The organism is Rhizohabitans arisaemae (genome assembly GCF_025996515.1).
Lineage (GTDB): Bacteria > Actinomycetota > Actinomycetes > Streptosporangiales > Streptosporangiaceae > Rhizohabitans > Rhizohabitans arisaemae.
This window is the reverse complement of record NZ_BLRH01000009.1, coordinates 857,233-880,107: the sequence shown is the minus strand read 5'-3', so window position 1 is coordinate 880,107 and position 22,875 is coordinate 857,233. Positions and strand designations below refer to the sequence as shown.

Below are 22,875 nucleotides of genomic sequence, written 5' to 3'. Positions count from 1 at the left end.
GGCAACCATGTCGATCCACCATGCGTTGAAACGGGGTTGATCATGCTCAAACGTTGGCGTTTCGCAGTTCCTGTCGCATTGGCGCTCGGGGTCCTGACCGGGTGCGGGACCGAGGCGGAGAACAAGGCCGGCGGATCCGTCGCGACCTCGCCGTCGAACTCCCCGGCGGCTTTGGCGGACAAGCGGCGGGAAATCGCGGCGAAGAAGGCCGACTGTATGAAGCAGAAGGGTTTCAAGTACACCGCCTATGTCCCCAAGTCGGCGCCGGAGGCGGTGGTGAAGGCCAGGCTCGGGGACTACGCGGCGATGAAGGAGCACCGGGCGAAGTACGGCTTCGACGTCTTCGCCGCCACGGTCTACGGCCAGATCAGTCCTGGCGAGTACGACCCGAACGACAACCCCAACGCGATGATCATCGTGGAGATGTCCGAGACGCAAGGGGAGGCGTTCCGCAAGGCCAGTGGCGACTGTCAGGTGCAGGCGGTCAACGCCGTGCTCGGCACGAACTTCCGCTCGAACGACGAAATCGGCGACGAGTCGGACCGGGCCCGGGAGCGGGGGGAGCGCGCGCTTGACGCCGATCCGGACCTGGTACGGCTGGCGCCGGGTTACGCCGACTGTTTGAAAGCAAAGGGGTACCGGATCCGGGATACGAAGCCAACGAAGATCGCCACGGCTCTTTTTGACTTGTTCAGCGAGAAGAGCAGAGCGTTGCTGAACGAAAAGATGGGGGATAAGGGCTTCACCGCCGATGCCCTTCCCACCGCGGAGGAGGCGAAGCCGCACCTGGCGCGGGAGATCAAGGCCGCGCTGGAGGACCTGGAGTGCGGCAAGGAGTTCCACGCGATCTACGCACCGAAGAACGCCCGGATCCTCGCCGAATACGACGGAGTGGGGAGCTATGACCCCACGTGATCGCCGGACCCGTGGTCGCGTCGGCCAGGTGATCCAGGGCCGCCGGGTTCGCCTTTCATCCTCACGATCCGCGCCGTGGACCCACAGCCTGAATCCGATTCCGCCTTCTTGAACGAGGACCAACCATGCTCAAGCCTTGGCGTTTCGCCGTACCCGTCGCGCTTTCGCTGGCGGTGCTGGCCGGCTGCACAAGCACCTCCGAGGAGAAACCCGCCGTATCAGGTGGCGTCTCACCGCAGCCCACGGCCGACAAGCGGCGGGAGATCGAGACGAAGAAGGCCGACTGCATGAAGCAGAAGGGCTTCAAGTACATCGCCTACGTTCCCAAGCCGGAGCCGGACGCGGTGGTGAAGGCCAGACTCGGCGACTACGCGGCGATGAAGGAGCACCGCGCCAAGTACGGCTTCGACATCTTCTCCGTGTCCGTCTACGGGATCGCCGATACCCCTGGTGTGGAGAACCTGACCGACAACCCCAACGCGGCCCTCGCGGGGGAGCTGTCCGAGGCGCAATCGGCGGCATTCTCCAAAGCCGGTGGTGAATGCCAGGTGCAGGCGGTCAACGCCGTGCTCGGCAAGAACTTCCGCTCGGATGAGGAGATTTACCAGGAGGCGGACCGGGTCAGGGAGCGGGAGGAACACGCACTTGACGCCGATCCCGGCCTGGTACGGCTGGCGCCGGGTTACGCCGACTGCCTGAAAGCCAAAGGGCATCGGATCGGGAATACGAAACCCACGAAGGTCGTCACGGCTCTTCGCGACCTTTTCCGGGGTGAGCTCCTGGCGTTGATGCAGGAAAAGACGGGGGGCAGCGGCCAGCTTCGCATGGACCTTCTCACCGCGGAGGAGGCGAAGCCGTATCTGGCGCGGGAGATCAAGGCCGCGCTGGAGGACCTGGAGTGCGGCAAGGAGTTCCACGCGATCTACGGCCCGAAGAACGCCCGGATCACCGCCGCGTCCGAGGAGCTGGTGGGAGACCTCTGACCGCCGCGCGCCGCGCGCCGCGCAGATCCGCACAGTCCGCGCCGCGGATCCGCGGCCTGAATCCGTTTTCGCTTTCTTGAATGGGGACCAGCCATGCCAAAACCCTGGCGTTTCGCCGTACCGGTCGTACTGTCGCTAACGGTGCTGGCCGGCTGCGGAACCACCTCGGCGGAGAATTCCACCGGTTCTTCGCCGTCGAACTCGACGGAGGCTTCGGCGGACAAACGACGGGAGATCGAGACGAAGAGGGCCGACTGCATGAAACTCAAGGGCTTCAAGTACATCGCCTACATCCCCAAGCCGAAACCGGATGTGATTAAGGCTCAACTCGGTGATTACGCGGCGATGAAGGAGTACCGCGCAAAATACGGCTTCGATGTCTTCGCCGTCAGCGTTTTCGGCAAGGCCGGCCCTGCTGTGAATGACGCGGACGACAACCCCAACATGCAGTTCTTGAAGGAGATGTCCGGGGCACAGTCGGACGCGTTCATCAAAGCCGGTGGCGAATGCCACGTGCAGGCACTCAACGCCCTGCTTGGCACGAAGTTCCAGTCGCAGGAGGACATCGCCAAAGAGTCGGATCGGATCGCTGAACAGGGGAAGCGTGCGCTCGACGCCGATCCGGAACTGGTTCGGCTGGCGCAGGGTTACGCCGACTGCCTCAAAGGCAAGGGGCACCGGATCCAGGATGTCAAGCCCTCGAAGGTCGTCACGGCTCTTTCCGATGTCATCACCGCTGAGTTCCTGGCGTTGCTGAAGGAGAAGTCGGGGGACAGCGGGCAAATCAACATTAGCGGGGATCTTGTCGCCGTGGAGGAGGCGAGGCCGCATCTGGCGCGGGAGATCAAGGCCGCGCTGGAGGATCTGGAGTGCGGCAAGGAGTTCTACGCGGTTTACGGTCCGAAGCACACCCGGCTCATCACTGAGTCCCTGGTGTCGGGGGCCGATCTCATGGTGCCGCTAGGCCGTCTCTGAACTCCGCGTCCTGTGCGGTTTCCCACCCCACGATGACGGGGGCCGTCCCGTCACTCAGGCGGCACAGCCCACGTCGCGGATTCGCGGCCTGAGGCCGCTTCCCATCCCTTGAACACGTCAATCCATGCTCAAACCTTGGTGTTCTGCCGTACCTGTCGCCCTTGTCGCCGACGGTGCCGGCCGGGCGTTCAAGACCGGGCAGGAGGCCGCGGGCGGTGACCTCCGGGCAGGTCGGGCCCCACTCAAACACCACCGTCCGCACCACGGATCAATCTTCGAACGGGGTCTCATCATGTTCAAGTACTGGCATCTCGCGTTACCTGTTGCATTGTCGGTTGGGGCCCTGTCCGGGTGCGGGACCACGCCGGAGGGCAAACCCGCCGCATCAGCCGGCGCCTCGGCCGCCAACTCCCCGGAAGCTGCGGTGGACAAGCGGCGGGAGGTCGAGGCGGTGAAGGCCGACTGTATGAAGAAGAAGGGGTTCACGTACGTCGCCTTCGTGCCCAAGCCAAAACTGGACGTGGTGGCCAAGGCCGAGCTCGGGGATTACGCGGCGATGAAGGAGTACCGGTCGAAATACGGTTTCGACGTCTTCTCTCACTGGGTTTACCGCGAGAAGCACCCTAAGAACCCTGAACAGCTGAACGATCCTAATGATGCGCTGAAGCGTAGCCTGTCGCGTTCTCAGTACGGGACTTACGGGGAGGCCAGCGACGAATGCGAGGCACAGGCGATCAATGTCGTGTTCGGCAAGTCTTTTCGCTCAGCGGAAGAATTCCATGAAGAGGGGGAGAAGGCCTCCGAGCGGCTCAATCGTGAGCTGAACGCGGATCCGCAGCTGGTGGAGCTGGCCCAGGGATACGCCGACTGCCTCAAGGGCAAGGGATACCGGGTCACCGACGTGAAACCCAGTGGTGTCGCCGACGCGCTCTGGCTCGCCTTCAACGAAGAGGGAAGTGCGTTGGGCAAGGCGAATCAGGAGGCGTCGGAAAGCGGTGATCTCGCGGCGGCCATTCCCACCCCGGAGCAGGCCCGGCCGTACCTGACCCGTGAGATCAAGGCCGCCTTGGAGGACCTGGAGTGCGGCAAGGAGTTCCGCCCGGTTTTCATCCCGAAGAAGGATCAGCTGGAAGCTGTGCATATGCCCGATATGGGCTTGAGCTGATGACTAGGCGTCACTTTCGTCGTGGTCACCGAGGGGGATGCGCGCCGGTCGCGACCACAGGCGCCGACCACCTCCGTGGACCGCTCCCTCTCTTGAACGGGGTTGATCATGCTCAAGCCCTGGCGTTTCGCCGGTCCTGTCGCGTTCCTGCTCGTGGCCCTTACCGCGTGCTCGGCCACTCCGGAGGGCAAAGCCGCCGAATCCCCGACGACCTCAAAGGCGCAGGCCGGCGAGTCCACGCGTGCCACGTCCGGGAGCTCGTCGGCGGCCGTCAAGCGGCGTGAGATCGAGGCGGCCAAAGCCGACTGCATGAAGAAGAAGGGCTTCACCTACATCGCCTACATCCCCAAGGACAAAAGCTCCGACACAGCGGTCATGGCCGCCAACGGGGATTACGCGGCGATGAAAGAGTTCCGCTCGAAATACGGTTTCAAGATCTTCTCCCAGATCGTCTATCCGGATGTCCAGCTCCATTCGTCGACGGCACGCAACGATGACGACCCCAACGCAGCGATTCTGGCGGCGTTGTCGGATAGCCAGAACACCACCTATCGGAGCTCACTTGAGGACTGCAGGGTCCAGGCGGTCGGGACGGTGCTCGGAAAGGTCGCCGGCTCGGCGAAGGATCTCCAGGAGGCAAGAATGCGGAGGGGCGAGCAGCTCTCTGAACAGGTCGACGTGAACCCTCGGCTCGTGGAGCTCGCCCAGCCGTACGCCGACTGCCTGAAAGGGAAGGGGTATCGCGTTGACTCCGCGGCGCCGGGAAGAGTGACCATGGCGGCGAGCTGGCCTTTCTGGCAGGAGCTCAATGCGCTCCGGGGAGAATCCAAAACGGGCGAAGAGTCGGATGAGATCAGCCAGGAGGCGGCGCGGCAGCACCTGGCTCGGGAGATCAAAGCGGCACTGGACGACCTGGAGTGCGGCAAGGACTTCTACGCGGTCTACCTCCCGGAAGCCCGGCATGAGGAATCGATCCTGAACGAGGAATTCGGCGAGCCCTGATGAGCTCGCCGCCCAAGAACTGACGTCTCGGCGTCACGCGTTCACCGTGATCACGGGTGCAGGAGCTTTGCTCACCCGCCTCGGCGACGCATTTTCACCGCGCAGCCGGGATCCGCGGCTGCGCCCCCCTGTTGTGAAACGGAATCAGATCATGCGCAGAACCTGGCGTTTCGCCGTACCGATCATGCTCTCGCTGACGGTGCTGGCCGGATGTGGAAACACCCCCGAGGAGAAGTCCGATGAGGCGGTTGCCGCCTCGCCGCAGGCTTCGCCCGGAGCCGACAAGCGGCGGGAGATCGAGGCGGTGAAGGCCGACTGTATGAAGAAGAAGGGGTTCAAGTACGTCGCCTTCGTGCCCAAGCCGAAGCCGGATGCGGTGGTCAAGGCCGGGCTCGGTGATCACGCGGCGATGAAGGAGTACCGGTCGAAGTACGGCTTCGACGCCTTCTCTCAGTCGGTCTACGGCGAGACGCACCCGCAGAACCCCGGGCTGGAGAACAATCCCAACGATGAGCTGCTATCGAACCTGTCCGGCACCCAGGTGGAGGCGTACCACACCGCTCGTGATGAGTGTCATATCCAGGGGGTCAACGCTGTGCTCGGCAAGACCTTCAGCTCGGTGGAAGAGCTCTATGCGGAAGTCGACCAGGTCAACCAGCGGATTCGTGATGCGCTGAACGCGGACCCGCAACTGGTGTCGTCGGCCCAAAGGTACGCCGACTGTCTCAAGGGCAAGGGGTACCAGGTCGCCGATGTGAAACCCATCGGGATCCTCTGGGCGGTCCCGCAAGTCTTCCAGGATCAGTTCCAAGGCTTGGCCAAGGCCAAGCAGGATGCGGGAGGCAAGGGCCGCACAGAGCTCATCGTCACCCCGCAGGAGGCCCGGCCGTACCTGGCACGTGAGATCAAGGCCGCGCTGGAGGACCTGGAGTGCGGCAAGGAGTTCCACGCGGCCTTCGGCCCGAAGCGCGATCGGCTGAAAGCCGAGCAAAACCTGACCAATTTGGCCCCTTGGGGCTGATGCCTCGGCGTCATGCGTTCACCGTGGCCCGGCGGGTGCGGGAGACCCGCTTCCCGCACCCGCCGGGCCACGACCACAGATGCCCGCCCGGTCCGGCGACCGGTGCTCAGTCGGCCGTACCCCCGTGAAACGGAATCACATCATGCATAGAACCTGGCTTTTCGTGTTGACTGGTGGAGGCGGGATCGTCTCGGCGGACCAGGGCGCCCACGAACCCGAGGTGTCCCCGTGAAGAGGTCTCCGCGCCGTACCCTCAGCGTGATCGTCGGCGGTGTGGTGGTGCTGGCGGGGGTCGGCTGGGGTGTGGGGACGCGGCTCAGGTCGCCCGCCGACGAGGCCGCGGCCCGCCGCCCGCCCAATCCGTCCCTGGTCACCGCACCCGTGGTCCGGCAGACGTTGACGAGCTCCGTCGCCATGCAGGGCCAGCTGGCGTACGGCTCACCGCTCTCGATCTTCCTCGCCGGCACCGTGGGCGGTGCCGCTTCGGGGGGGAGCGAGCCGGGGGCGTCGTCCGTCCAGCGGGCCACCAGGGTGCCGCCCGCGGGCACCCGCCTGCGCAACGGCTCGGTGTTCATGGAGGTCGGGGGCCGCCCGGTCTTCGCCCTGAAGGGGGACATCCCGATGTACCGGGCGCTGGAGCCGGGTACCGAGGGGCCGGACGTCAAGCAGCTGCAGCGGGCCCTGGCGGGGCTCGGTTTCAGCCCGGGGCGGATCTCGGGGGTCTTCGACGCGGGGACCGCGGCGGCCGTACGGCGCTGGTACGCCAAGAAGGGGTATCGGGCGCAGGAGCCGGGGCCGGAGGAACGGCAGGCCCTGCGGGATCTGGAACGCGCCGTCGACCAGGCCCGGGAAGCCCTGGTGGCCGACGAGCGGACGCTTGGTCAAGGCGGTGACCAGCGGCTGATCAAGCTGAAGATCGCCAACAGTGAGCGGAACCTGGCCAGGGCCAAGGAGGCGCTGGCGGAGTTCGAGGCGTACGGCGAGAGCCTGGAGACCCGCGAGCGACGGGAATCGCTGCGCCGCGCCGTACAGTCGGCCAGGGAGGAGGTGCTCGCGGCCGAGCAGGCCCTCGCCGCGGCCAAACCCGAGGACGACAAGCGCCTGCTGGAGCTGCGGTTGCAGGGGGCTCGGGAGAATCTGGCGGCCGCGGAGCAGGCCCTCGCCGACTTCGAGGAACGCGGCCACGAGGCCGACGAGCAGAAGCTGCAGCAGCTCCGCCAGGCCGTGGAGACCGCCGAAGAGGCGCTCCTCGCCGACAAACAGCAGCTCAAGCTGAGCAAGGACGTGAAACTCCTCAAACTGAAAATCGCCAACGGCAAGCGGAGCCTGGGAGCCGCGCAGGCGGCGCTCGCCGTGGCGCGGACGCGGTACGGCCTCAGCGTGCCCGCAGGGGAGGTGGTCTTCCTGCCCGCGTTCCCCGCCCGGCTCGACAAGGTCTCGGTCAAAGCGGGGGACCCGGTGACCGGGAAGGTCGCCACCGTCACCGGGGCGAGCGTAACCGTCCCGGGGTTCATCCCCGAACAGGAGGCCAGGCTGCTGCGCAAGGGCCTGCCCGCGACCATCGAGACCGCGGCGGGCCGCACGTTCAAAGCGGCGGTGACCGCCATCGGCAAGGAGGCCGAGCAGAGCGACGGACCCAAGGCCCCCGAAGGGCAGTCGGCGGTCCCGATCCTGCTCACCGCGTTCGACTCGGGGCCGCTGCGCGCGCTGACCGGATCCGCGGTCACCGCGACCGTGCAGGTCGGCGCGAGCGCGGGGAAGGTGCTGACGGTGCCGGTCGCCGCCGTCTTCACCTCGGCCGACGGAACGGCGCGGGTCAAACTGCAGACCGGCGAGAACGCCACCAAGGATGTGCCGATCGTCGCCGGCTTGGCCGCAGACGGGAACGTCGAGGTCAAACCGGTGGAGCAGGGGGCGCTCAAGGAGGGCGACCGGGTCGTGGTGGGGGCCGTGACGTGACGACCGTGATCAGCTTGGCGGACGTCTGCCGGATTTTTCCCACCGAACCGCCCGTCCATGCCCTCTCCGACGTCACCCTGGAGGTGCCGCCCAAGGACTACCTCGCCATCGTCGGACCCTCCGGATCGGGCAAATCCACTCTGCTCAACACCCTCGGCCTGCTCGACCGGCCGACCGGCGGCTCCTACCGGCTGGACGGGGTGGAGACCACGGACCTGTCCGACGGGGAGCGTACGGCGCTGCGGGGGAGCCGGATCGGCTTCGTCTTCCAGTCCTTCCACCTCCTGGCCACCCGGACCGTGGAGGAGAACGTGATGCTCGCCGAGCTCTACCGCAAACACGATCGTCGCCGGAGAAGGAAACGCGCGCTGGACGCGCTCGACCGGGTGGGTATGGGACACCGTGTCGGCTTCACCCCGGATCGGCTCTCCGGTGGCGAACGGCAGCGGGTGGCCATCGCCAGGGCGATCGGCGGCGATCCGGCGCTGCTGCTCTGCGACGAGCCGACGGGCAACCTGGACAGCGACAACACCGCCTCGGTACTCGACCTCTTCGACGAGCTGCGCGAGCAAGGCCTCACCATCGTGGTGATCACGCACGACGACGTGGTGAGCGGCCGGGCCGACCGCGTCGTCCGGATCAACGACGGGCGGCTGACGTGAGGCGAGGCCCGGGCAAGCCGCGGCTGGACGTCCGGGACCTGTGCGGCGAGGCGCTCGCCGGGGTGCTGGCCCGGCCGGTCCGCTCCGCCCTCACCACCCTCGGCACGGTCCTCGGCATCGCCACGCTCGTCGTCACCATCGGCGTCGCGGCGACCGCGGGCAACCAGATCGTGGGCCGGTTCGACGCGCTCATCGCCACCTCCGTCACGGTCGAGGTGCCCGAGCAGACGTGGGGCGAGCGGGTGTCGGTCGGCTGGGACGCACCCGAGGAACTCGCCCGGCTCCGCGGTGTGGTCTCCTCGGCGGCGATGGCGACGAGCCGCAAAACCGCCAACCTCACGGTCAGCGCCAACGCGATCGTGGACCCCACCCGGGTCACCGACCAGACCCTTGAGGTCGTCTCCGCCACGGTCGGTCTGCCCGAGGCAGCAAGAGGCGCGATCGTGGACGGGCGTTTCTACGACGAGGGGCACATCACCCGCAGGGACCGGGTGGTCGTCCTCGGTGATCAGGCGGCCAAGCTGCTCGGGATCGCCACGACCGCGAACGCGCCCGCCGTCTTCATCGGGGACCGGGCCTACACCGTCATCGGGATCCTCGGCCGCATCGGCCGTGAGCCGGGGCTGGCCACCGCGGTCATCGTGCCACCCTCGGTCGGGCGCGCCGACTTCGACCTCAAGGAGGTCTCCCGGGTGCTGATCAACACCAGCCTCGGCGCCGCCGGGCTCATCGCCGAGCAGGCGCCGCAGGCGCTCAGCCCGAACAACCCCACCGGCCTGCAGGTGACCTCGCCGCCGAGCCCCACCCGGGCCAGGGACGGCGTGCAGAGCGACGTCAACACCCTGTTCCTCATCCTCGGACTGGTCTCCCTCGTCGTCGGAGGCGTCGGCATCGCCAACGTGACACTCGTCACGGTGATGGAGCGCATCGGGGAGATCGGCCTCCGCCGCGCCCTCGGCGCCGCCCGGCGGCACATCGCCGCCCAGTTCCTGCTGGAGTCCACGATGATCGGCCTGATCGGCGGGGTGATCGGCGCGAGCCTCGGCATCGTCGCCGTCGTCGGCATCTCCGCCGCCAACGAGTGGACCCCGGTCCTGGACACCCGCCTCGCTCTGGCCGCCCCCGTCGCCGGCGCCCTGGTCGGCCTGCTTGCCGGCCTCTACCCGTCCATCCGGGCCGCCCGGATGGAGCCTGTGGAAGCGCTCCGCAGCGGAACCTGAACCACCAGGGGTACGGGCTGCGTCGGCCCGGAACAGGGGCCCGGACCGGCGCAGCCCGTACAGGATCTGGAATCGCGGGGTCAGCCGCGGCTCATGAGGGTGTTGGCGTAGAGGCCGATCGCGGCGAAGTCGATGGCGGGTTCGGAGGCCTGCCAGGAGCGGACGTCGTCGACGTACCGGGAGCCCTTGCCGGTGAACTCCTCGTACCGGTCGACGCCGTCGGCCGGGCACTTGTTCATCTCGGCGAAGTGGCCGCCGAGCCCGCCGCTGAACAGGCCGGCGCTGTTGGGGCCGTTCACGACGGCGCCGACGGCGTCGCGCTTACGCAGGTTGGCGACCTGGTGGTGCGGGCACTTCTCGTAGTTCTCGCCGACGCCGACCATGAACGAGACGCCCCAGGGGTTGGCGCCGAACGCCCAGCCGCGCTGCCGGTTGCCGAAGGTGTCGAAGGTGGGGTCGCCGGTGACCGACCGGTACAGCCGGGAGGTGGCGGCGAGGCCGAAGGTGCGGGGGACGGCGTCGAAGTTGTCGTATTGGGCTCCAGCGCGGAACGGGTCGGCGGCCGATCGTGTGGCGCCGATGTTCAGCTGGGCGCGGAGGTCGCCGATGAGGTCGTCGGCGGTGACGGCGAGGCCGCTCACGTTGACCCGGCGCAGGACCCGGGTGAGGTCGGCGTGCGCGAGCGCGCTCACGTCGTACAGGTTGAGGGTGTCCCCGCCGGCTTCGTGGGTGAGGTACTGGCGGGCCCAGTGCGCGGCGTCGCGGACCCACCCGTTCAGCCGGTTGTCGCCGAGGCGCAGCGCGGCGAGGGCGAGCTGGGTGCCGCCGAGTTCCATGTCGTCCCGCCAGGGGCTTTCGGGATAGAAGGCGTACGGGAGCGAGGTGATGAGCTGCCCGACGTTCTCGGTCTTGGCGAGTGCGTAGACCTGGGCGGCCTTGTCGAGCAGGTCGCGGGCCCGGGTCAGGTCGGTCTCGGACTGGGCGGCGAGGGCGAACGCGGCGGCGGTCCGGCCGGCCAGGTTGGGGCTGATCGGCTGTCCCGGGGCGGCGGCGCGGAAGACGGGCCGGTTGCGGATGAAGTGACGGCCGGTCGCGGTGTCGTTGTCGTCGGCTTCGGGGAGCCGCCAGACGTCGTGGTCGCCGACGAAGGTGCCTTCGGCGTTGCCGGCGCCGATGCCGACCTGGATGTAGAGGGTTTTGGTCCGTTCGTCCCACATCTTGTCGAGCCAGTCGATGCCGTGGCGGGCTTCCCGGCGCAGGGCGTCGTCGGGGGCGCCGTCCCGGACCGAGGCCCAGACCATGGTGTTGGCGTACGCCATGATGTGGGTGAACTTGAGGTAGTCACCGGCGTCGAACCATCCGCCGGAGACGTCGACGGGCCCGCCGATCCTTCTCAGCTCGCCGCTGATCTGGTCGGTGCCCGGGCCGGTGAAGGTCGGGTGGTCGTAGACCTCGGCGCGGCGGTCGTTGAGGTGGGCGGGTTTGCGGCCGAGGTCTCCGGGGACGACGTCGGCTCCGTCCCGCTGGCCGGTGAAGAAGGTCCGGGCCTTTCGCGCGGGGTCGAGGTAGAGGGCGGAGGTGCCGACCCGGAAGGCGGGGGAGGTCGTGGCGACCGATCCGGTGGTTTTGATCCGGTAGGCGCCTTGGGTCCGCACGTTGCTGAGGTCGATGAGGTACACGTGCGGGTACTTGGCGTTCCAGTCGCCGAGCCTGGTGCCGGCGCGCCCGGTCAGGACGGTACGGCCGCCGGCGTCGACGACGGTGAAACGCGCGCCGGGGGCGGCCCGGGTGGAGAGCAGGTAGGCGTGTTTGGTCTCTGCGGTGGTGAATCCGGCTTGGTCGACCCGGATGAAGGCGGCGGGGGCCGCCGCGGTGGCGGCGGTGGCGCCCGCCGTCGCCAGGGAGGCCAGGCAGACGAGCGCGGTGACGGTGGCCAGACGTTTCAACCCCATGGGCGGTCCTCACACGGCGGAAAGTTGGTTAGGAAGCTTTCCTAACAAACCGGAAGGTAGCCCGTCGGTCGGAACGGGTCAAGAGGCGGCTTTCCATGATCAGGCGCTCGCCGTAAAGTCGACGGCATGACCGTGTTCCCAAGCCCCGGCGACGTCCTTCAGGCCCGGCGCGCCCGGCTGGCGGAGATCGCGGGCACCGCGGCGGTGCTCGTCGTCAAGCCCGTCAACGTGCGCTACCTGACCGGGCTGAACAGCTCCAACGCCGCGGTGCTGATCTACTCGGACGGCCGGGCGGTCCTCGCCACCGACTCCCGGTACGCGGAGACGGCCCGGGCTCTCCCCGAGGGCCTGGAGGTCGTCGTGGAGCGGGAGGTGGCGGCCAGGCTGACCGAGCGGGCGGCCCGGGACGGCGTCGGCGAACTGGGGTTCGAGGCGCACGCGGTCACCGTCGGGCTCTACCTCGGCCTGAAGCGGATCCTCCCGCTCGTCCCGCTTTCGGCCCCGGTCGAAGAGGTCCGGATGGTCAAGGACGAGTCCGAGATCGCGGCGCTGCGCCGGGCGTGCGCGATCACCGATCAGGCTTTCGCCGACGTGCTCCCCCGGATCCGCCCGGGGATGACCGAACTCGAGCTCGCCCGCGCGCTGGAGACCAGGATGACCGAGCTCGGCGCCCGCAAACCCGCCTTCGACTCGATCGTCGCGGCCGGGCCGTCCGGGGCGGTGCCCCACCACGGGCCGGGGGAGCGGGCCATCCGCCGCGGTGACCTGGTGACCATGGACTTCGGCGCCCTGTACGACGGCTACCACGCCGACATGACCCGCACCGTGGCCGTCGGGGCGGTCGCGGACTGGCAGCGGGACCTGTACGACCTGGTGGCGCGGGCCCAGCTCGCGGGGGTGGACGCGGTACGGCCGGGGGCGGCGCTCACCGAGGTGGACGCCGCCGCCCGGTCGGTCATCGAGGCGGCGGGGGAGGGCGAGTGGTTCACCCACGGTCTGGGACACGGGGTCGGCCTGGAGATCCACGAGCTGCCGTTCCTGACCCGGGCGCCCGCCCCGGACGCGGTGCGGAACGACCCCGAGCCCGGACGCGCTAGACTGATGGATCGAGTTCCGATCACCATCGAGCCCGGCGTCTACCTGCCGGGCAGGGGCGGCGTCCGGATCGAGGACACCCTGGTGACGCGAGACGATGGACCGGAGCTTCTCACACTGACCACCAAGGAGCTGCTCGTCCTCTAGGGCGGCTACACGCGGGAGAACGAACACGTGGCGACGACAAACGATCTCAAGAACGGCCTGGTGCTGAAGCTCGACGGCGGCGAGCTGTGGTCTGTGGTGGAGTTCCAGCACGTCAAGCCCGGTAAGGGCGGCGCCTTTGTTCGCACCAAGCTGAAGAACGTCCGGTCGGGCAAGGTCGTGGACAAGACCTTCAACGCCGGCGTGAAGGTCGAGGTGGCGAGCGTCGACAAGCGGGAGATGCAGTTCTCCTACATCGACGGCGGCGACTACGTCTTCATGGACACCGAGACCTACGACATGCTCAACGTCTCCCGGGCGGCGCTGGGCGACACCGTCAACTACCTGCTGGAGAACATGCTCGCGACGATCGCGGTGAACGAGGGCGAGGTGCTCTACGTCGAGCTGCCGGCCGCGGTCGAGCTGACCATCTCCCAGACCGAGCCGGGTCTGCAGGGCGACCGTTCCACGGGCGGCACCAAGCCCGCCACGCTGGAGACCGGCGCCGAGATCAAGGTCCCGCTCTTCATCACCACGGGCGAGAAGGTCAAGGTCGACACCCGTACCGGCGAGTACCTCGGCCGGGCCTGAGGTGTCGGCGCGCGGCAAGTCGAGGAAGCGGGCCCTGGACGTCCTGTACGAGGCGGAGCTCCGTACCGAGCCCCTGCTCACCGTGCTCGCCGAGAAGGTGGAGCGGGCCGAGCCGCCGGTCAACGAGTACACGATCACTCTGGTGGAGGGCGTCAACCGGCATCTGGGACGGATCGACGAGCTGATCGAGACCTACGCCGAAGGCTGGACGCTGGACCGGATGCCGGTGGTCGACCGGAACATCCTCCGGGGCGGCGCCTATGAGCTGCTCTGGGTCGACGAGGTCCCGGACGGGGTGACGATCAGCGAGTGGGTTCAGCTCGCCCACGAGCTGTCCACCGACGAGTCGCCGTCGTTCGTCAACGGGATGCTCGCCCGTTTCAAGCAGCTCAAGTCCTCGCTGACGCTCTGAGGCCGTGCGGGGCCCTCACGCGTGCCCGTTTCCCTCGTGCGCGGAGTGTCCCTCGGGTTCCAGCTGCAGCGTGCAGTGTTCCACGTCGAAGTGCCCGATCAGGCATCGGTGCAGCCGGTCCAGGAGCGGTCCGGGGTCGCTGAGCCGGTCCCGGCCGACCACGATGTGCGCGGTGAGGATCGGCAGGCCGCTGGTGATGGTCCACGCGTGCAGGTCGTGCACGTCGACGACCCCCTCCTCCGCCAGCAGGTGCCGCCGTACCTCGGCGAGGTCGACGTTCTTCGGCGTGGCCTCCAGGAGCACGTCGAGCGCGTCGCGGAGCAGCCGCCAGGCGCGGGGGAGGATCATCAGCGCGACGAGGACCGAGGCGATCGGGTCGATGACGTACCAGCCGGTGACCCCGATTCCGATCGCGGCCGCCACGACGGCGATCGAGCCGAGCAGGTCGCCCAGGACCTCCAGGTAGGCCCCCCGGACGTTGAGGCTCTCGGCCTGCCCGGCGTGCAGGAGGCGCAGGGAGATCGCGTTGACGACCAGTCCGATCAGTGCGATGACCAGGACGAGGCCGCTTTCGACCACGGGGGGTGCGAAGAAGCGCCCGTACGCCTCGGTGAAGATCCAGATGGCGATGGAGAAGAGCAGGATCGCGTTGACGACCGCCGCGAACACCTCCAGGCGGAGGTAGCCGAAGGTCTTTCCGGGGGAGGGCGGCCGGGCCGCGAGGGTGGTGGCGATCAGGGCGAGCAGGACCCCGGTGATGTCGGTGGCCACGTGCAGCGAGTCGGAGATCAGCGCCAGGCTGTCCGCGGCGACGCCCCCGGCGATCTGGGCGATGAAGACCACGGATGAGATGCCGAGGACGATCACGAGCCGCCCCCGGTGGCGCGCGGCCGCGCTCTGGTGCCCTCCGCCCATGCGCAGGCCCCTAGCGGGGTTCGTCGCGGTCACACGGGAATCGCCCGGCCGCTCGTGATGGGCGCAAGGTCGGCACGGTCGGTACCTACCCCTGCCACGCTTAGGCTAATGCCAGTGTCACACGAGTGAGGAGACGATCCGTGGCGGAGACGCAGCGCACCGTGGGGGCCGTACGCACCGCGGTGGTGTGGGAGGCCTTGCGTGAGGTCATCGAGATGCAGGTCAAGGTCACGGGACGGGACAGGCTCGACATCCTTGACGCCGGGGGCGGTACGGGCGGTTTCGCCGTGCCCCTGGCCGGCCTCGGGCACTCGGTGACGGTGGTCGATCCCAGCCCGGACTCCCTGGCCGCACTGGAGCGCCGGGCGGCCGAGTCCGGCGTGACGGTCCGCGCGCTGCAAGGGGACGCGGCCGACTTGGGCGAGCTGCTGGAGCCCGCGGGGACCGACCTGGTGCTCCTGCACAGCGTCCTTGAGTACGTGGACGACCCGCGGTCGGCGTTGGCGGCGGTGGCGGGGTTGCTGCGGCCGGGCGGGGCGGTGAGCGTGCTGGCGGCGAACTCGGCGGCGGCGGCCATCCACCGCTGTGTGACGGGGCAGTTCGAGGAGGCGCTGGCGATCCTGACCGATCCCGAGGGCAGGTTCGGGGATCGCGATCCGGTGCCGAGGCGCTACACCCGGGAGGGCCTGGCCGATCTGCTGGCGGAGTCGGGGTTCGCGCCGGGCGCGGCGCACGGGGTTCGGGTCCTGTCCGATCTGGTGGGCGGCGGTCTGGTGGACGGGGAGCCGAGGGCGGTCTCCGCGCTGATCGCGCTGGAGCAGGTGGCGGCGACCCACCCGGTGCTGCGGGACATCGCCACCCAGCTCCACCTCGTCGGCATCCGATAGAAATCGAACGTATAATCGATCCATGTCGCGAAAGCAGCAGGTTCCCCGTCGGGCACCCGTCCTGGGCGCCGACGCGGACGACACCGGCTGCCCGATCCTCCATGTCGACATGGACGCGTTCTTCGCCAGTGTGGAGCTGCTCGACCGGCCGGAGCTGGTCGGGAAACCGGTGATCGTCGGGGTTTCCGGCGGGCGCGGGGTGGTGCTGAGCGCGACCTATGAGGCGCGGCGGTTCGGCGTCCACTCGGCGATGCCGATGACGCGGGCCCGGCGGCTCTGCCCCCATGCCGTGGTCATCCCGCCCTCCCGGGGGAGGTACGGCGAGGTCTCCCGCGGCGTCATGGAGATCTTCCACGAGTTCACGCCCGAGGTGGAGCCGATCGCCTCCGACGAGGCGTTCCTGGATGTGGCCGGGGCGGGGCGCAGGGTCGGCCGCCCCGCCCGGATCGGCGAGCTGATCCGCGCCCGGGTGCGGGAGCGGTTCGGCATCACCTGCTCGGTCGGGGTGGCGGGTACCAAGTTCGTCGCCAAGCTCGCCTCGCAGCAGTGCAAGCCGGACGGTCTGCTCGTGGTGCCGGTCGCCGAGGTCGTGGCCTTCCTCCACCCGCTGCCCGTGGCGGCGCTGTGGGGCGTGGGGGAGAAGACCGAGACCGTCCTGCGCAGGCTCGGCATCAGGACCGTCGGGGACCTCGCCCGGGTGCCGGAGGCGACCCTCCGGCGGGAGCTGGGCTCGGCCGCGGGCACGGCGCTCGCCGCCCTCGCGTGGGGGCGTGACGACCGGAAGGTCGTGCCGCACGCCCCCGACAAGAGCATCGGCGCCGAGGAGACCTTCGCCGCCGACGTCGACGACCCGGAGGTCATCCGCAGGGAGCTGCTCCGGCTCTCCGAGCGGGTGGCCGCCCGGCTGCGCGCCGGAGGCCGTGCGGGGAGGACCGTCAGCGTCAAGCTACGCCGTTCCGACTTCACCACGATCAGCCGCTCCCGGACGCTGCGGGAGGCGACGGACGTGGCGAAGGAGATCTACGCCGCGGCCTGTGATCTTTACCACGCCGCGGGTTTGGAACGGGTGAGGCTCCGCCTGGTCGGGGTCCGGGTGGAGAACCTCCGTCCCGCGGAGTCGGTCTCGCGCCAGCTGGGCCTGGGGGAGCGGGAGGTCGGCTGGGCGGAGGCGGAGCGGGCGATGGACCGGGCGGTCCGCCGTTTCGGAGAAGGTGCGATAATCCCCGCTACCCTGGTACGGCGGGATTTCGACGATCCCGGGACCGTGCCGGAGACCTCGGAACTATGATCGGGCAAGGCGAAGGGGGTTGCTCCAGGGACAGGGTTACGATTCCTGTTCATCATGGCTTGCCCGTGGTTGGACGTTTTCTTTCGTCTACGTCTACAGCCTCGTATTCTGGGGATAACCGACCGCAGGGTGCGGGGCGCCAAATCGGTGTGCACACCTTGTCGACCGTTGCCGTCTACCCCGTCTTGGGGCCGTCCTTGGGAGGCGCCGTGCCGCTGTCTGAGCACGAGCAGCGCCTGCTCGACCAGATCGAGCAGGCCTTCTATGCCGAGGACCCGAAGTTCGCCAACGCGGTGCGGATCAGCGACCCGCGTACTCACTACAAACGTCGGCTGGTCAAGGCATCGATCGGGTTCTTCCTCGGCGTTGTCTTAATGATGGTCGGCGTTGTCGTGCCGCTGTATCCGCTCGGCGTCGGCGGCTTCGTGGTCATGCTCGCCTGTTCACTGTGGGGTCTGTCCAGCTTGAAGCGAATGAAGGGTTCCGGGCCTGACGAAGGCCCACAACTGCGTGGCCAACCCAGCCGACGCACACACAAACCAGGATTCATGGAACGCATGGAAGAGCGCTGGCGGCGTCGCCACGAAGAGCGCTGAGGCAGCGCCTCCTCCCTACGGCAGGTGAATCCCGCTCTTCGCGGAGCCTGGCTCCGCGAAGAGCAAAGAATCGGGAAAATCCCTATTGCTCAGCCCGGCGTGGCCGCAGCCGGATCGACTCCAACCGGTCGAAGGCGTCCAGCAACCCGGTTCCCGCCCGACGCAGTCGCCGCAGGACCGAAGGCGGTGCGAACCTCGCCCGGAACCGCTCCGCCCTGCCCGCCGCCGCCAGCAGCGCCGACCGCACGGTCCGCAGATCGGCGTCCAGCCGTTGCCCGGTGAGGTCCGCGGGGAGCGAGGGCGCGTAGCGAAGCCGCTCCTGAGCCCGGGCGATCCGCTCCAGGGCCTCCGCGGGATCCGCCGCCGGGGACCGTCCCGTACACCGCTCGGCCAGCCGCCGCGCCAGTGAGCGCGGACTCTCGCTCCCCAGGCGGGGGATACCGAGATCGGTGAGCGTGTCGGAGAGCTCGGCCCACACCGTCACCACCATCGCGGGCGAGCCCGGCGCCTGACGCCGTACCCGGCGCCGCCGGAGCGCCCGCTGCGCCACCCGGGCGCCCGCGGGAAGCAGCAGGACGGCCGCCGTCGCGAGGACGCCGGCCCCCGCCCAGGCCCAGGCGCCCAGACCCTCGTCCACGGCGACCGGAGCGCCGACCGGGCGGTTAAGCGCATCCGGATCGCGGTTCTCCCGGTTGTCCGCCGAACCCGGGGTGGGTGCCGCGGAGGGGTCGGTCGAGCCCTGGGACGACGCGCTCTGGTTGTTCGTGGGGCCGCCGGTCACCTCCGGCCTGGTGTAGCCGGGTGTGCTCGCGGTGCCCTGCCCGGTGGAGGGGGTCGGCTCGAACCGCAGCCATCCCGCGCCCTCGAAGTAGAGCTCGGGCCAGGCGTGGGTGTCGCGGGTGCTCACCGCGAAGTTGCCCTGGTTGAAGCTGCCACCGGTGTACCCGACGGCGACCCGTGCGGGGATGCCGAGGACCCGCGCCATGACCGCCATGGCCCCGGCGAACTGCTCGCAGTACCCGGTGCGGCCGCGCATCACGAAGTCGGAGAGCGCCTGGCCGCTCTGCCCCTGGGTCGCCAGGCTGTAGGTGAAGTTGCCCGGCTTGGTGAACCAGTTCTGCAGGGCCACGGCCTTGTCGTACGCCGTCCGCTCCGCCCCGGTCACCTCGCGGGCCTTCTCCTGGATGTCCGCCGGCAGGTCGGGCGGGAGGGCGAGGTACCGCTCGGCCAGCGCCGGGGAGGGCCTGCCCGCGGCCCGCAGTTGCTCCCGGGTGGGCCGTACGTCCAGGCCGACGACCCGGTACCCCAGCCCGCCCGCCTCCTGCTGGGTGGAGAACACCATGAGGGTGCCCGCGTCGGCCCGCCAGTCCCCGTCCGCCTCGACCTCGGTGGGGGGATAGGGCATCGGCAGGAAGCTGAGCTGCTTGACCCGCTCGTCGATGCGGATCCGGGAGTCGATCCGGCCGCGTTGGACGTCCGGTGACAGGCCCTCCGGCGGCGGGAGCGGGCCCTCGCTGATCCGGTCCTCGGCCCTGCCCTGGGGCGGTGTCATGGTCCACTGGGTGCCGTCGAAGACGTCGAGTGAGTAGATGCGCAGGTACCTGGCGATCGAGTCGTTGTTCTGGTACGTCATCACGGTGAGCTCGACCGGGAGGTTGAGGTTGCCGCGCAGGCTGGCGATGGGGTTGGGGAAGGTGACCGTGTTGCCGCCGGGCCCCTCGCCGACCCCGAAGGCGAAGATCGGGTTGGGGGTGAGGGAGGGCAGCATCGCGGGCACCACGACGGCCAGGCCCACCGCGGCCACACCGATGCGCTTCCCGGTCACCGCCAAACGGGTCACGTCGGGTCCGGCGGACCCGGGGTTGCGGCGCAGCAGCACCGGCTTGCCCCACCGGCGGACCCGCTCCCGGCCGTCCACCACGAGCAGGACGACGTAGCCGACCGCGCCGAGGATGAACACCGGCCAGCCGATCGGGGCCGTGCTGATCGCGGCGGGCACGGTGAAGAGCCCGAGCAGGGGGAGGCCGCTGAGGGCGGCCCGGCGCAGCCGTATCGCCAGCAGGTCCACCAGCAGGGCGATGACGCCCACCCCGCCGACGGTGAGCAGGATGACGCCGGGGGAGGCGGGGACGGGCGCCGGATAGTTCTGGATCTCGTCGAAGCCCTTGGCCGCGATCTCGGCCAGCCGGAGCAGCGACGTCGTGGTGGGCACGAAGCCGCCCCACGCCTCTTCGCCCGCGTGGGTGACGGTGAGGTAGAGCAGCAGCGCGATCGCGGCGGGGACCGAGGCGAGGGCGGGGGGGATGGACAGGCGCCCCGCCAGCGTCGCCGTCCCGATCACCACGAGGACGGCGCCGAGGGCGGCGAGGAACCAGTCGGCCCCGTCGATGAGGGGGTACAGCGACAGGGTGACCGCCGTGGTCGCCAGGACGGCGGCAATCGGCAGCTTCATGCGACGATCCTTCCGTGCTGGGCCACCGCAGGCCACGCATCGCTCAGGGACTGACCCGCCGCGAGCCTGACGATCCGCCAGCCCGCGCCGCGGAGCGTCTCCGCCGCCCGGTCGACCGCCTGCGCGGCCGGGCCGACCGCGCTCGGATGGAGGTCCAGCCAGGTGGGCAGGTCCAGCAGGACGGCGACCCCGGTGATCCCGCCGTGCCGGAGCCGGGCGAAGGCGGTGAGCTCGTCGTCGGACAGCGAGCCGAGCACGGCCACGATCAGCCCGTCGCCGCCGCCCTCCTTGAGCGCGGAGACGCCCCGGTCCAGGCTGCGCCCGCCGGACTGCCGGATCAGGGCGAGGTGGTCGAGGAGCGACCAGGCCAGGCTCTGCTCCGGCAGGTGGACGCTCCCCTCGTCGGTGACGTAGCGGAGCCCGAGCCCGTCCTTGGCGAGGTGGACGCCGATGGAGGCCGCGGCCGAGACGGCCGTCTCGAACGAGGAGCCGGCGCCTTCGCCGCCGTGGACCTGCCGCCGGGTGTCGAGGAACAGCGCGCCCCGGCTCTGCCGCTGCTGCTCCTCCCGGCGCACCATGAGTTCGCCGTGCCGCGCGGTGGAGCGCCAGTGGACCCGGCGCAGGTCGTCGCCCTGCCGGTACTCGCGTGGGGCGACGTCGTCGTCCCCGGCGGAGGAGACGGCGCGGGTACGGCTTTCGCCGCCACCGGTCCATTCGCCGGAGAGCCGGGCGGGGGGGAGCGCGACGACGCGGGGCATGACGGTCAGCGAGTCGGTGATGGTGAAGGCGCGGACCAGTTCGACGAGGCCGAACGGGTCCGCGATGCGCACCGAGAGCGGGCCGAGCTGGTAGCGCCCGCGCAGGTCGGAGCGGACCCGGTAGACGATCTCCCGGGCGCCCCGCGCCTCCACCCGGTCCAGCACGAACCGGGGCCGGTTGCCGAGGGCGAAGGGGATCTGGTCCTCGATGAGGAGCAGTCCGGTGGGGAGTCTGGTGACGTTCTCCAGCCGCAGGGTCACCTGGCTCTCGGCGCCGATCTCGACCCGGGCCGGGTCGAGCCGCCGGGCGCAGGACAGGCGGTATCTGGTCCGGGCGACCACCATCATCGCCAGGAGCGGCAGGGCGAGGATGAGGACGGCGATGCGCAGCAGGTCGTGCTCGCCGAGGACGAACGCGCAGAGGAGCGCCGCCGACCCGGCCGCGAGGAAGGAGCGGCCCCGCGTGGTGAGGGCCGCCAGCGCGCCTCTCACTTCTCCGGCACCGGGACGCGGTGGACCAGTTCCGACACGACCTGTTCGGGGGCCCTCCGTCCGGCCTGCGCCTCGGAGCTGGGCAGGAGACGGTGGGCCAGTACGGGCACCGCCAGCTCCTGCAGATCGTCGGGGATCACGTAGTCGCGCCCCTCCAGCGCGGCGTGGGCCCGGGTCGCCCGGAGCAGTTGCAGCGTGGCGCGCGGGGAGGCGCCCAGGCGCAGGTCGGGGGAGTGCCGGGTGGCGGTGACGAGGTCGATCGCGTATTTCTTGATCGCCTGGGAGATGTACACGCCCCGTACGGCCTCGATGAGGCGGCGGACCTGGGCGCCGGTGGCGACGGGCTCCAGCTTGTCCAGGGGTGAGGAGGAGCCGTGCACGTCGAGCATCTCCAGCTCGGCGGCCGGGGAGGGGTAGCCCATGGCGATCCTGGCGGTGAACCGGTCCCGCTGCGCCTCGGGGAGCGGGTAGGTGCCCTCCATCTCGATGGGGTTCTGCGTCGCGATCACCATGAACGGGGATTCCAGCTGGTACGTGGTCCCGTCCACCGTGACCTGCTGTTCCTCCATGCACTCAAGCAGGGCGGACTGGGTCTTGGGGGAAGCCCGGTTGATCTCGTCGCCGACCACGATGCTCGCGAAGACGGGGCCGGGCTTGAACTCGAACTCGCGGAGCTGCTGGTTGTAGGCGCTCACTCCGGTGATGTCGCTGGGCAGCAGGTCCGGGGTGAACTGGATCCGGCGTACCTGACAGTCGATCGACCGGGCGAGCGCTTTGGCCAGCATCGTCTTCCCGACGCCGGGGACGTCCTCGATGAGGAGGTGTCCCTCGGAGAGCAGGACGGTGACGGCCAGCCGGACGACGTCGGGCTTGCCTTCGATCACCGACTCCATCGAGCTGCGGATGCGGTGCGCGGTGGCAGCGAGATCCTCCAGCTGGTCTTCGATGTCGTGGGGTACTGCCACCAGGCCTCCTGGAGGTGCGAAGGTCGGATTCCCACGGCGTGTTCCGGCGACCCGGCCGCGGGGGGATGTCTCCATTGTCAGCTTTGACGGTACGTCGCGGTTGGATTCAGGGCGACTTTGGACAATATTCCGGATAATCATCCCTAGTGTGGACAGTTTCTGAGCATTGCCAGCGCCCCGGCGCACCCGGCCAGGTCAGGGGGCTTCACCGCCCCACTTTTCCCCACCCGTCTTCCCGCGCCCGCGCGCTCCGTCCGGACGGCTCCGTACAGGCCTTTCGATCAAGGCGCTGACCTGCACATTCGCGCTGTGTAGCGAAATGGGCACACACGGTTGTCCCAGGTGGGAGGGGGGTGACTCGTGTGGATGAATACCGCGACACACCGGCGCGCCGAGCGCGCTCCACTTTGCTCCACCTGCTGTGAC

At 69.2% G+C, this 22,875-nt stretch carries 20 protein-coding genes; 15 read left to right on the top strand and 5 right to left on the bottom strand.

The genetic code is table 11. The features are described from left to right. Positions 1–42: 42 nt before the first annotated feature. The 9 genes from RUR_RS04730 (at position 43) to RUR_RS04690 (ending at position 9,902) form a co-directional block, all read left to right on the top strand. A complete protein-coding gene (locus RUR_RS04730) occupies positions 43–915 on the top strand; it encodes a hypothetical protein (protein WP_283133608.1) in 873 nt (290 codons plus the stop codon). A gap of 125 nt (positions 916–1,040) precedes the next feature. Further along, a complete protein-coding gene (locus RUR_RS04725) occupies positions 1,041–1,898 on the top strand; it encodes a hypothetical protein (protein ID WP_283133607.1) in 858 nt (285 codons plus the stop codon). 93 nt (positions 1,899–1,991) lie between these two features. Continuing rightward, positions 1,992–2,873 (top strand): hypothetical protein, encoded by an 882-nt coding sequence (locus tag RUR_RS04720; protein ID WP_283133606.1) that lies wholly within the window; start codon positions 1,992–1,994, stop codon positions 2,871–2,873. Between the two features lie 292 nt (positions 2,874–3,165). Next, complete coding sequence (locus RUR_RS04715; RefSeq protein WP_283133605.1) at positions 3,166–4,038, top strand: hypothetical protein; 873 nt, start codon at positions 3,166–3,168, stop codon at positions 4,036–4,038. Between the two features lie 108 nt (positions 4,039–4,146). Continuing rightward, entirely contained in the window at positions 4,147–5,040 is an 894-nt protein-coding gene (locus RUR_RS04710) for a hypothetical protein (protein WP_283133604.1), read from the top strand. Between the two features lie 67 nt (positions 5,041–5,107). Then, the gene (locus RUR_RS04705) at positions 5,108–6,061 is read left to right on the top strand and encodes a hypothetical protein (RefSeq protein WP_283133603.1); all 954 of its coding nucleotides are present in this window, start codon (positions 5,108–5,110) and stop codon (positions 6,059–6,061) included. 228 nt (positions 6,062–6,289) lie between these two features. Beyond that, complete coding sequence (locus RUR_RS04700) at positions 6,290–8,020, top strand: peptidoglycan-binding protein (protein ID WP_283133602.1); 1,731 nt, start codon at positions 6,290–6,292, stop codon at positions 8,018–8,020. Then, on the top strand, positions 8,017–8,682 hold the full coding sequence (locus RUR_RS04695) for an ABC transporter ATP-binding protein (protein WP_283133601.1): 666 nt from the start codon (positions 8,017–8,019) through the stop codon (positions 8,680–8,682). Before RUR_RS04700 ends, RUR_RS04695 begins: the two co-directional genes overlap by 4 nt. Beyond that, the gene (locus tag RUR_RS04690) at positions 8,679–9,902 is read left to right on the top strand and encodes an ABC transporter permease (RefSeq protein WP_283133600.1); all 1,224 of its coding nucleotides are present in this window, start codon (positions 8,679–8,681) and stop codon (positions 9,900–9,902) included. Before RUR_RS04695 ends, RUR_RS04690 begins: the two co-directional genes overlap by 4 nt. Positions 9,903–9,982: 80 nt before the next feature. Here the strand turns inward: RUR_RS04690 and RUR_RS04685 are convergent, their stop codons facing one another. Then, positions 9,983–11,854: a glycoside hydrolase family 9 protein gene (locus tag RUR_RS04685; RefSeq protein ID WP_283133599.1), complete on the bottom strand. Its 1,872-nt coding sequence runs from the start codon at positions 11,852–11,854 to the stop codon at positions 9,983–9,985. Between the two features lie 126 nt (positions 11,855–11,980). On the opposite strand from RUR_RS04685, the gene RUR_RS04680 reads away from it, so the two are divergent. From RUR_RS04680 to nusB, 3 genes are read left to right on the top strand one after another with little or no spacing between them, the layout of a single operon-like run. Next, positions 11,981–13,096 (top strand): M24 family metallopeptidase, encoded by a 1,116-nt coding sequence (locus RUR_RS04680; RefSeq protein ID WP_283133598.1) that lies wholly within the window; start codon positions 11,981–11,983, stop codon positions 13,094–13,096. Positions 13,097–13,123: 27 nt separating this feature from the next. Further along, a complete protein-coding gene (gene efp, locus RUR_RS04675; protein ID WP_283133597.1) occupies positions 13,124–13,684 on the top strand; it encodes an elongation factor P in 561 nt (186 codons plus the stop codon). Position 13,685: 1 nt separating this feature from the next. Continuing rightward, on the top strand, positions 13,686–14,096 hold the full coding sequence (gene nusB, locus RUR_RS04670; protein ID WP_283133596.1) for a transcription antitermination factor NusB: 411 nt from the start codon (positions 13,686–13,688) through the stop codon (positions 14,094–14,096). Positions 14,097–14,111: 15 nt separating this feature from the next. Here the strand turns inward: nusB and RUR_RS04665 are convergent, their stop codons facing one another. Then, positions 14,112–15,011, bottom strand: a complete 900-nt coding sequence (locus RUR_RS04665) for a cation diffusion facilitator family transporter (RefSeq protein ID WP_283133595.1) — start codon at positions 15,009–15,011, stop codon at positions 14,112–14,114. 140 nt (positions 15,012–15,151) lie between these two features. Between RUR_RS04665 and RUR_RS04660 the strand changes: the two genes are divergently transcribed. The 3 genes from RUR_RS04660 (at position 15,152) to RUR_RS04650 (ending at position 17,782) form a co-directional block, all read left to right on the top strand. Next, positions 15,152–15,898 carry a methyltransferase gene (locus tag RUR_RS04660; RefSeq protein WP_283133594.1) on the top strand — a complete coding sequence of 249 codons (747 nt, stop codon included), beginning with the start codon at positions 15,152–15,154 and terminating at the stop codon, positions 15,896–15,898. A 22-nt stretch (positions 15,899–15,920) separates the two neighbouring features. Further along, on the top strand, positions 15,921–17,186 hold the full coding sequence (locus RUR_RS04655) for a DNA polymerase IV (RefSeq protein WP_283133593.1): 1,266 nt from the start codon (positions 15,921–15,923) through the stop codon (positions 17,184–17,186). A 209-nt stretch (positions 17,187–17,395) separates the two neighbouring features. Beyond that, complete coding sequence (locus RUR_RS04650; RefSeq protein ID WP_283133592.1) at positions 17,396–17,782, top strand: DUF3040 domain-containing protein; 387 nt, start codon at positions 17,396–17,398, stop codon at positions 17,780–17,782. Between the two features lie 82 nt (positions 17,783–17,864). Here the strand turns inward: RUR_RS04650 and RUR_RS04645 are convergent, their stop codons facing one another. From RUR_RS04645 to RUR_RS04635, 3 genes are read right to left on the bottom strand one after another with little or no spacing between them, the layout of a single operon-like run. Further along, positions 17,865–20,234, bottom strand: a complete 2,370-nt coding sequence (locus RUR_RS04645) for a transglutaminase TgpA family protein (protein WP_283133591.1) — start codon at positions 20,232–20,234, stop codon at positions 17,865–17,867. Next, positions 20,231–21,484: a DUF58 domain-containing protein gene (locus tag RUR_RS04640; protein ID WP_283133590.1), complete on the bottom strand. Its 1,254-nt coding sequence runs from the start codon at positions 21,482–21,484 to the stop codon at positions 20,231–20,233. The genes RUR_RS04645 and RUR_RS04640 overlap by 4 nt, the downstream gene beginning before the upstream one ends. Next, positions 21,481–22,377: an AAA family ATPase gene (locus RUR_RS04635; RefSeq protein WP_283134013.1), complete on the bottom strand. Its 897-nt coding sequence runs from the start codon at positions 22,375–22,377 to the stop codon at positions 21,481–21,483. The genes RUR_RS04640 and RUR_RS04635 overlap by 4 nt, the downstream gene beginning before the upstream one ends. Positions 22,378–22,875 lie beyond the last annotated feature (498 nt).